This window comes from Paenibacillus sp. AR247 (genome assembly GCF_002968895.1).
Taxonomy (GTDB): Bacteria; Bacillota; Bacilli; order Paenibacillales; family Paenibacillaceae; genus Paenibacillus_AQ; species Paenibacillus_AQ favisporus.
This window is the reverse complement of record NZ_PCZT01000002.1, coordinates 243,609-251,599: the sequence shown is the minus strand read 5'-3', so window position 1 is coordinate 251,599 and position 7,991 is coordinate 243,609. Positions and strand designations below refer to the sequence as shown.

Genomic DNA, 7,991 nt, shown 5'->3' with positions numbered 1-7,991 from the left:
TTCGTTTGTGATGTACGGTTTCTATTTTGTGGCAGGTGCGGTATGCGCGGCATCCGTCTCCAACTGGCGGAAGTGGTGCACCCGGCTGCTGCCTTGGACCGGACTCCTGTTCCTGGCGATGTACATCAAGCTGGGCTATGACGTGCTGCAGGGGTCGGGCGAGGTCGTGAATTTAAATATTTCCACTTACCTGCGGCCATCGACCTTTGTCATCATCGTCGCGCAGATGCTCCTGCTGTACGGGCTGCTCATCATGATGCAGGGGCGGAGCCAGGCTTTCCTGCGGCTGCTGACCTGGATCGGCCGGTATTCGTTCGGCGGCTATCTTGTGCACGCCCTGATCATTTACGTGATCGCCTTTTTTACACGTCCGATGAATTTGGCCGGCAGCCACGTGTCTTTTACGCTTCTGACCTTTGGCCTGACCGTGCTCGCTTCGCTCGGCATCAGCTACACGCTGTCGCATCTGCCGGGCTCGCGCTGGATTATTGGTGCAAAGCGCCGTCCATTGAAGCAGGGCAAGCCGGACGAGACCGGCTTCCGCAAGGAGTCCCCGACGGTGTCTTGATGCCGTGATGCCTTGATGCCATGATGAAAGTCCATTAGAACAAACCAATGATGCTCCAATCATCCCGCAGCGAAAAAGGGTGCCATCAATCCAATGATTGATGGCACCCTTTTTGATTTCGAAGGTAAATTAGACCGAGAGGACGATCTTTCCGCGGCCATGGCCGGATTCGATCTCCCGGTGGGCTTCCCGGGCCTGATCCAGCGGCAGCACTTTGCGGATATGGATGTCGACCTTTCCTTCGTTGTAGATGCGGACAAGCTCGGCAAGGCGTTCTTTGCTGCGCGTGCCGGTCAGCTGCCGGATGCCGAGCGTTTGGGCATGAACACTGGGGACCATCGCTACAATTCGGCTGAGGTCCTGGACCAGGTCCACGGATGCCTGCAGGGCGAGGTCATCCCCGCCGCCGGCAAGCAAGGCGGCGTCCACTCCCGCGGGAGCGATGGCGCGTACACGGGCGGCAAGTCCATCCCCGTAGGCGAGCGGAATGGCGCCCAAACGCTGGAGATGATCGTGATTGGCCTCGCTGGCCGTGCCGATCACCCTGCCGGCGCCCCAGGCCAGCGCGAGCTGCACGGCAAAGGTGCCCAGCCCGCCGGCCGCCCCGTGGATCAGAACGGTATCCCCGGGCTGAATCCGGATCGCTTCCAGCGCCATATGGGCGCCCTGCCCGTTGCCGGTAAAACCTCCGGCGGTCTCCCAAGGCATGCCCGCCGGTTTGCGGACCAATTGGTCGCAGCTGACGACGATATATTCGGCATATCCGCCAAACATTGTAAAGCCGATCACTTCGTCCCCGCGGGTGAATTCGCTGACGCCGTCCCCCACCTCGTCGATGATCCCGGCAAATTCATTGCCGGGGATGATCGGAAAAGGGTGGGACTGCGCGTAGGGAACGCTTCCGCTGCGGACCTTGGCGTCGATTGGCATGACGCCGGCCGTTTTGACGCGTACCCGGGCGGTTCCCGGTCCGGCTGACGGGACGGGCAACTCGGTCAGCTGCAGCACGTCGGGCGGCCCCAGACGGTTGAACGTTATGGCTTTCATTGAACTCACTCCTTGAATTATCCTGAATTGTAGATCCCATTGATTTCCTTTTTAAGTTATTTTATAATCAGGCTGCGATAAACGGAAATATATATTTAATTATGACTCTATATATTCAAGTATATAGAAAACGGAGGGAGAGCTATGGAGCTGCTGCAGCTTCAATATTTCAGGACGGTCGCCAGGCTGGAGCATATGACAAAAGCGTCGCAGGAGCTGCGGATCGCCCAGCCGGCGCTCAGCAAGACGATTTCCCGGCTGGAGGAGGATATCGGCGTTCCGCTGTTTGACAGGCAAGCGGGTAGAATTCGGCTGAATTCCTATGGGAAGGCGTTTCTGACAAAAGCTGAGGAAGCGCTCCGCCTGCTGGAGGAAGGAAAGCGGGAGGTGGCGGATCTTGCCGGGCTGGAGCGCGGCAGCATCCGTCTGGTCACGGCGACGCTGGAGCGGATGACGGGGCCGATCACCGAATTTATATCGGCACATCCGGAAGTAAACTTTCAAATTTCCCAGGCTCCCATCGAGCAGATGAGCGAATTTCTTACCTCGGGTGAGGCCGATCTCGGCTTTACGCCGCTGCCGCTGGACCAAGCGGGATATGCCTATAAGGCGGTGCTGAACGAGGAATTGTACTTGGCCGTGCCCTCGGCGCATCCGCTTGCCGGCCGCCGTCAGGTTTCTTTGAAAGAAGCGGCGGCGGAGCCGTTTATCGGATACCGGGAGGACTTTGTTTTTCAACAAATCAATGACAGCTTCTTTGAGCAGGCCGGAGCCGCTCCCCGCTACATTTGCCGGGTCGACGAACCGCCGGCGATCCTAAGCCTCGTACGCGCGGGCGTCGGGGTAGCGCTGTCCGGCTGCAAAAAAGGAGATAAAGAAATACCCGGTGTCACTCTAGTGCCCGTGTCCGATCAAGCGTGCCGGCGCCAATATTACCTCGTATGGAGCGAGCAGCGCTATTTGTCGGCCGCCGCGTGCGAATTTAGGGACCACGTGGCCGCATATTTTGCTGAGTGATCACGTCAGAGAGAAATGACCCGGTGGCGTCCCGCAGCGGTGCGGCTGAACTCGAGCCTCCAGGACTTTTATAATGGCTGTAAGACAGGGGAGGCATCGCCGATATTCGGCTGCCTCCTCTTTGATTTGGACAAGGAAATACGAAGGAAGGGGACTTATTGATTCGAGTGAACCTAATGATTCACTACATTAACGCGTTACCTTGTGATCTTGCATCCCTTCCACCGATTGTAATACAATGCTTTTAAATTTTAGTTCGAGCTAATTCATAGGACACAAGCTGTGAAGGAAAGAGTAAGCGGAGAAAGCTCCTGCCAGGGACGGTATGCCGATAGACTGGAAGCATCCGAGGGACACTGCCCGCCGAAGTTCATTCCTGAGCCGGTATTTTGATTCCCTGCATGAGGAATGCAGGACGTAGGAATACCCGTTTCCCTTGCGTTAAAAGGTTCAAGTGAGATGTGCAGCCTACACGTGTGCATGTCTAATAAGGGTGGTACCACGACTCCTCGTCCCTTGGCGGACAGGGGTCTTTTTTGTTTGATTTTTATATTTTTTAACACTAGGTGAGGAGAGATGAGAGATGAGTCAAGGGCGCTTGGAAGAATTGCGCAATCAATTGGATGAGGTGAATCTTCAGCTGCTGTCGCTGCTGTCCGAACGGGCACGGATCGCACAGGAGCTTGGTGTAGAGAAGGAAAAACAGGGTGTGCCGAAGTTTGATCCGGTCCGTGAAAAGGAAATGCTCGAGAAGCTCGTGGCCAGCAACGAAGGACCGTTCGACCATGAGACGGTTCGGCATCTGTTCAAGCAGATTTTTCAAGCGACGCTGACACTGCAGCAGGTCGATCATAAGAAGCACCTGCTCGTCAGCCGCAAGAAAAAGGCGGAGGATACCGTCATTCAGCTGGGCGATGTGACGATCGGCGGCGGCAAGCCGGTCATGATCGCAGGACCATGCTCGGTTGAGAGCTATGAGCAGGTCCGCACCGTGGCGGCCGCTTTGAAGGAAGCGGGCATCACGGTGATGCGCGGCGGCGCCTTCAAGCCGAGAACCTCGCCTTATGATTTCCAGGGGCTTGGCATCGAAGGCCTGAAAATTCTGAAGGAAGTGGCGAGCGAATTCGGGCTGAAGACGATCAGCGAAATCGTGGATCCGGCTCATATCGAGCTGGCGTGCGATTACATCGACGTCATCCAGATCGGGGCGAGAAACATGCAGAACTTCGAGCTGCTGAAGGCGGCTGGCGACGTCCGGACGCCGATTCTGCTCAAGCGCGGGCTGGCAGCGACCATCGACGAATTTGTGCACGCGGCCGAGTACATTTTATCCCGGGGCAACACGCAGATCATGCTGATTGAGCGGGGCATCCGCACGTACGAAAAAGCGACGCGCAACACGCTCGACATTTCGGCCGTACCGATTCTGAAGCAGGAAACGCATCTGCCGGTACTGGTCGACGTGACCCATTCCACCGGCCGCAAAGACATCATGGCTCCTTGTGCCAAAGCGGCTCTGGCCGCCGGCGCGGACGGCGTGATGGTCGAGGTTCATCCGGATCCGGCTACGGCGTTGTCCGACGCGGCCCAGCAGTTCAACATTCCGCAGTTCCAGGAATTCTACAACCAGGTTAAAGGTTCGGGACTGCTGTAAGCACCGGATTCCATTATCACTTTGCCTGAATAAATGACGTTAGCAAGGCACAGCAAAAGCCGGGTCTCCTCTAGAGCTGCATGAGAGGGGATCCGGTTTTTTTAGATATTGCAGTCTGTCTGCGATGAGTTTAGACCGATAGTCATTTCTTTATAAAAAATGGCTCGTTTCCACAAAGCTTTTTTCCAGGGGGGACATCTCATATCCCGCTCGGGTCACCAAATATTTGTCCACATAGCGGAACGGCTCGGGCAGCTGGGCAAACGCCGAAAATCCGTGCTGCATCACGATGTTTTTGGAAATCAAGGAGATGCCCATCCCAAGAGAGGTCAGCTGAAGGAGGGTGTCCAGAATCCCCACTTCGGTGCTTTCTCCTTTTTCCAGGCCAAGCTCGGCGTAAAGCCGCTCCAGAATCGCAGCGTACAGGCAGTCTCGGGTCAAAATGATCCAGTTCTCCCCGTGGAGGGCGCATTCCAGGCTCTGTCCGCCGGCGAACTTTTTTGCCGATGAGCACCATCTCCTCCGTACCCAGTTTTTTGTAACTCAGCTGCGGCGAGTCGGTCCTGCCGATCGTAAAGGCCAAATCGATGTTTCCTTGGAGCAATTCGTGCTCCATCGACTGCGTCGTCCCAGTCTTTAGCGTGACGGACAGATCGGCGTGATTTTCATATAAACGGGTCAGTGCATCCGTGAGCTCTTTGCCGAAGACGGACTGCATGGTGCCGATCCGCAGCTTCATCTCCCTATAGCTCATATCCAGCTCGGTTTCTTCCCATAAAACAAGCATTTTTTTATATTGGCGGTAGAGCTTACGCCCCTCCGACGTCAGCTCCATGCCTTTGGCACTCCGGATGAAAAGCTGTTGTCCGTAATGGGCTTCGATTTTTTTGATCTTGGCCGTCATGTTGGACTGGAGATGGTTCAGCTTGACGGCTGCGGCCGACAGGCTTTTAAGCTCGGCAACGCTGACAAAGGCTTTCATATTATCGATATCCATGTCGACCTCCAAGGTATCAAAAATGATGATGACTCTATTGATAACATGCATTATTCATGATGTCTCAATCCCAGTATACTGGAACCGTACAGAATCATAAAGCCAGGAGGAGAAGAGAAATGGAGACAAGGGGTTCTGAAAAAATACGCACCGGGATCATTGGAGGGTCGTTAAACAATCAGTGGGCCAGCAAAACACACATTCCGGCTTTGACGCGGAGCACAAGCCATGAAATTACAGCCATTGCCACCTCGAATATGGCTAGCGCCCGGGAAAGCGCAGCCAAGCTGGGTGTCGCCCATGCTTTCGACGACTATCGTGAACTGGTGCAGTCCGGGAATGTGGATTTGGTGGTCGTCAGTGTCAAGGTTCCCCATCATTACGAAATGATCAAGGAGGCCATCGCCGCGGGGAAACATGTGTACAGCGAGTGGCCGCTTACCGTCACGCCGGAAGAGGCGGAGGAATTGGCGGAGCTTGCTTCGGAACAGGGGATTCATCATGCCGTTGGCCTCCAGGCGAGACAGTCGCCTGCGCTGCTGGATGCGAAAAACCGCATCACTCGCGGAGACATCGGCCGGGTGTTATCCGCCAGCATGTCGGTGTCTACGCCGGGCAAGGGAGGGTTTACGGAACGGAACAACATTTATCTGCTTCAGGAGAAGTATGGAGCGACCCTGCTGGCGATTAACGGGGGACACTCGCTCGACGCATTTGGATTTGTGCTGGGAGATCTGAAAGAAGTCTACGCAACCATGAACAGCAATTATTCGGAGGCCAAGGTCCTGGGAACCGGGGAGATGGTACCCAAAGATACGGCCGACCAGATTATGGTTCATGGCACGCTCGAGAACGGCGCGTCGGTATCAATCCATATTCAAGGGGGAACCTATCCGAAATTTGAATTGGAGATTCAAGGAGAGAAAGGGGTCATCCGCATTTCCCAGCCCCAGTCGCAAGGGCATGTTCAGTTTGGTGGACTGGTGGTCGAGCAGGCGCTGTACCCGTCAGGACATATTGAGGGTTACGGAGATCAGGAGACGTTTCAAAAGGTGTACGACGAGACCGAAGAGCCTTCAGTCATCGTGAATCACGTGATGAAGGCGCATCAGGTCATGGCAGAGGATATTCGTCTAGGGACGTTTCAGGCCCCTGATTTTTACGAAGCCGCCCGCCTGCACCGGCTGCTGGAAACGATCCGGCAGTCCGCCTTAACCGGCAAACGGCTGAGCGTAAACTAATCGGAACAAGCATGGCGATGTGGTAGGACTTAGACTGAAAAAACGGCGGCAGCGAGGACAGAAAAAAGGTCCTGGGCTGCTGCCTTTTTTTGAACCAAGCGTGTTTGTGGCGCTTCATGAAGCAGCGCTGCTTGTCTCATCGGATTCGGCGGTTTGCCCGTTTTCGCAGCTGTGGAAAATAGCTCATCTCCTCGACGGAAATGGGCTTTGCACCGCCGTCCGGGTTTTGGTCCGAATATTCTCCGCTTGGGAACCCATCTTCCAGTCTAACGTCAATGAAATCAACGAGCTGCTGAAGTGAGGAGATTTGCTCGACGATCTGTTCACGGTGGCTTTTTAAAGTCTGGGTCAGCTCAATATATTCGGCGGGATCAGGGTTACCGGAAGCCTTCAGGAACGGCCTCATGGCCTCCAGTGAAATCCCTGTTTTTTTCAGGCAGGATATTAATTTGATCGTATGGATATCCTTCCGGCGGTAGACGCGATGCCCGTTTTCCTTTCTGTCCGGCGGAGGGAGCAGCTTGATTTTTTCATAATAACGGATCGTGTCCTCGGAAAGTCCAGTCAGCTCCGCGGTTTGCTTGATCGTGAACGTTTGCTCGGTCATCATCCTGCACCTCCTGTAATGGAAACTTAAAAGCATTATACATCTTGGAGCCGACTCCAAGTCAAACGGGGTCAGCTCATCTTTTTTTCGGACAACGGCTTTGTCCACATTGCCTTGACTTCGATTCGACTCCAACTTTTACAATGGGCTCTATCAGGGAGACATATCCCTGACATATGAAGGAGGAGACGCACATGAACCCTAAATATCAGCCTATATTGGAGCCTTATCGTTTCAAAAATGGCGTCGAAGTCAAGAACAGAGTCGTGCTTGCGCCCATGACGATTTCTTATTCCCGGCAAGACGGTACGATAACGGATGATGTCATCGCATATTATGAAAGCCGTTCGAACGGTGTTGGAATGGCGGTCACGGGAAGCGCGATCGTCACATCGAGCGGCAAAGTATTCGGAGGAGAAATCGCAGCGGACCATGACGATCGGATCCCAAGCTTGCAGCGCCTGGCTGCAGCGATGAAGAAACGCGGGGCCAAAGCCATTTTGCAAATCTTTCATGGGGGACGCGAAGCTCTACCGGAGGCGGTACCCAACGGTGAGATCGTAAGTGCGAGTGCGATTGCAAAAGAAGGGCAGAGCGTGATCCCCCGGGCGCTTGAAGATCAGGAAATTTTAGAGATCATCCGGGCGTTTGGCGCCAGCACCCGGAGGGCGATCGAAGCGGGTTTCGACGGGGTAGAGATTCACGGGGCCAACCGGTTTCTGATCCAACAATTTTTTTCGCCATACACCAACCGGCGCGATGATCGTTGGGGAGGAGATCTAGACAAGCGTATGGCGTTTCCGCTTGCTATAGTGGATGAAGTGAACAGAGCAGTGGCTGAACATGCTAAACGGCCGTTT

At 54.7% G+C, this 7,991-nt stretch carries 8 protein-coding genes and 1 pseudogene; 5 read left to right on the top strand and 4 right to left on the bottom strand.

The features are described from left to right. Nucleotides 1-568: acyltransferase family protein (locus tag CPT76_RS01590; protein WP_146116129.1), on the top strand; the 568-nt coding region annotated here is incomplete at its 5' end. Between the two features lie 129 nt (nucleotides 569-697). Here the strand turns inward: CPT76_RS01590 and CPT76_RS01585 are convergent. Then, on the bottom strand, nucleotides 698-1,615 hold the full coding sequence (locus tag CPT76_RS01585; RefSeq protein WP_105441715.1) for an NADP-dependent oxidoreductase: 918 nt from the start codon (nucleotides 1,613-1,615) through the stop codon (nucleotides 698-700). Nucleotides 1,616-1,759: 144 nt separating this feature from the next. On the opposite strand from CPT76_RS01585, the gene CPT76_RS01580 reads away from it, so the two are divergent. Both CPT76_RS01580 and CPT76_RS01575 read left to right on the top strand, forming a co-directional pair. Then, nucleotides 1,760-2,632, top strand: a complete 873-nt coding sequence (locus tag CPT76_RS01580) for a LysR family transcriptional regulator (RefSeq protein WP_105441714.1) — start codon at nucleotides 1,760-1,762, stop codon at nucleotides 2,630-2,632. 583 nt (nucleotides 2,633-3,215) lie between these two features. Further along, on the top strand, nucleotides 3,216-4,286 hold the full coding sequence (locus tag CPT76_RS01575; RefSeq protein WP_076170406.1) for a bifunctional 3-deoxy-7-phosphoheptulonate synthase/chorismate mutase: 1,071 nt from the start codon (nucleotides 3,216-3,218) through the stop codon (nucleotides 4,284-4,286). Between the two features lie 150 nt (nucleotides 4,287-4,436). Here the strand turns inward: CPT76_RS01575 and CPT76_RS38700 are convergent, their stop codons facing one another. Together CPT76_RS38700 and CPT76_RS38695 are read right to left on the bottom strand one after the other, a co-directional pair. After that, nucleotides 4,437-4,727 carry a LysR substrate-binding domain-containing protein gene (locus tag CPT76_RS38700; RefSeq protein ID WP_258167972.1) on the bottom strand — a complete coding sequence of 97 codons (291 nt, stop codon included), beginning with the start codon at nucleotides 4,725-4,727 and terminating at the stop codon, nucleotides 4,437-4,439. A 124-nt stretch (nucleotides 4,728-4,851) separates the two neighbouring features. Beyond that, nucleotides 4,852-5,268 (bottom strand): annotated as a pseudogene (locus CPT76_RS38695) (LysR family transcriptional regulator); the annotation flags it as partial. A gap of 134 nt (nucleotides 5,269-5,402) precedes the next feature. On the opposite strand from CPT76_RS38695, the gene CPT76_RS01565 reads away from it, so the two are divergent. After that, nucleotides 5,403-6,524, top strand: coding sequence for a Gfo/Idh/MocA family protein (locus tag CPT76_RS01565; protein ID WP_105441713.1), 1,122 nt, complete (start codon nucleotides 5,403-5,405; stop codon nucleotides 6,522-6,524). Between the two features lie 136 nt (nucleotides 6,525-6,660). Here the strand turns inward: CPT76_RS01565 and CPT76_RS01560 are convergent, their stop codons facing one another. After that, nucleotides 6,661-7,134: a MerR family transcriptional regulator gene (locus CPT76_RS01560; protein WP_105441712.1), complete on the bottom strand. Its 474-nt coding sequence runs from the start codon at nucleotides 7,132-7,134 to the stop codon at nucleotides 6,661-6,663. A gap of 191 nt (nucleotides 7,135-7,325) precedes the next feature. On the opposite strand from CPT76_RS01560, the gene CPT76_RS01555 reads away from it, so the two are divergent. Further along, a partial coding sequence (locus CPT76_RS01555; RefSeq protein WP_483870030.1) for a beta/alpha barrel domain-containing protein occupies nucleotides 7,326-7,991 on the top strand: 666 nt, incomplete at its 3' end.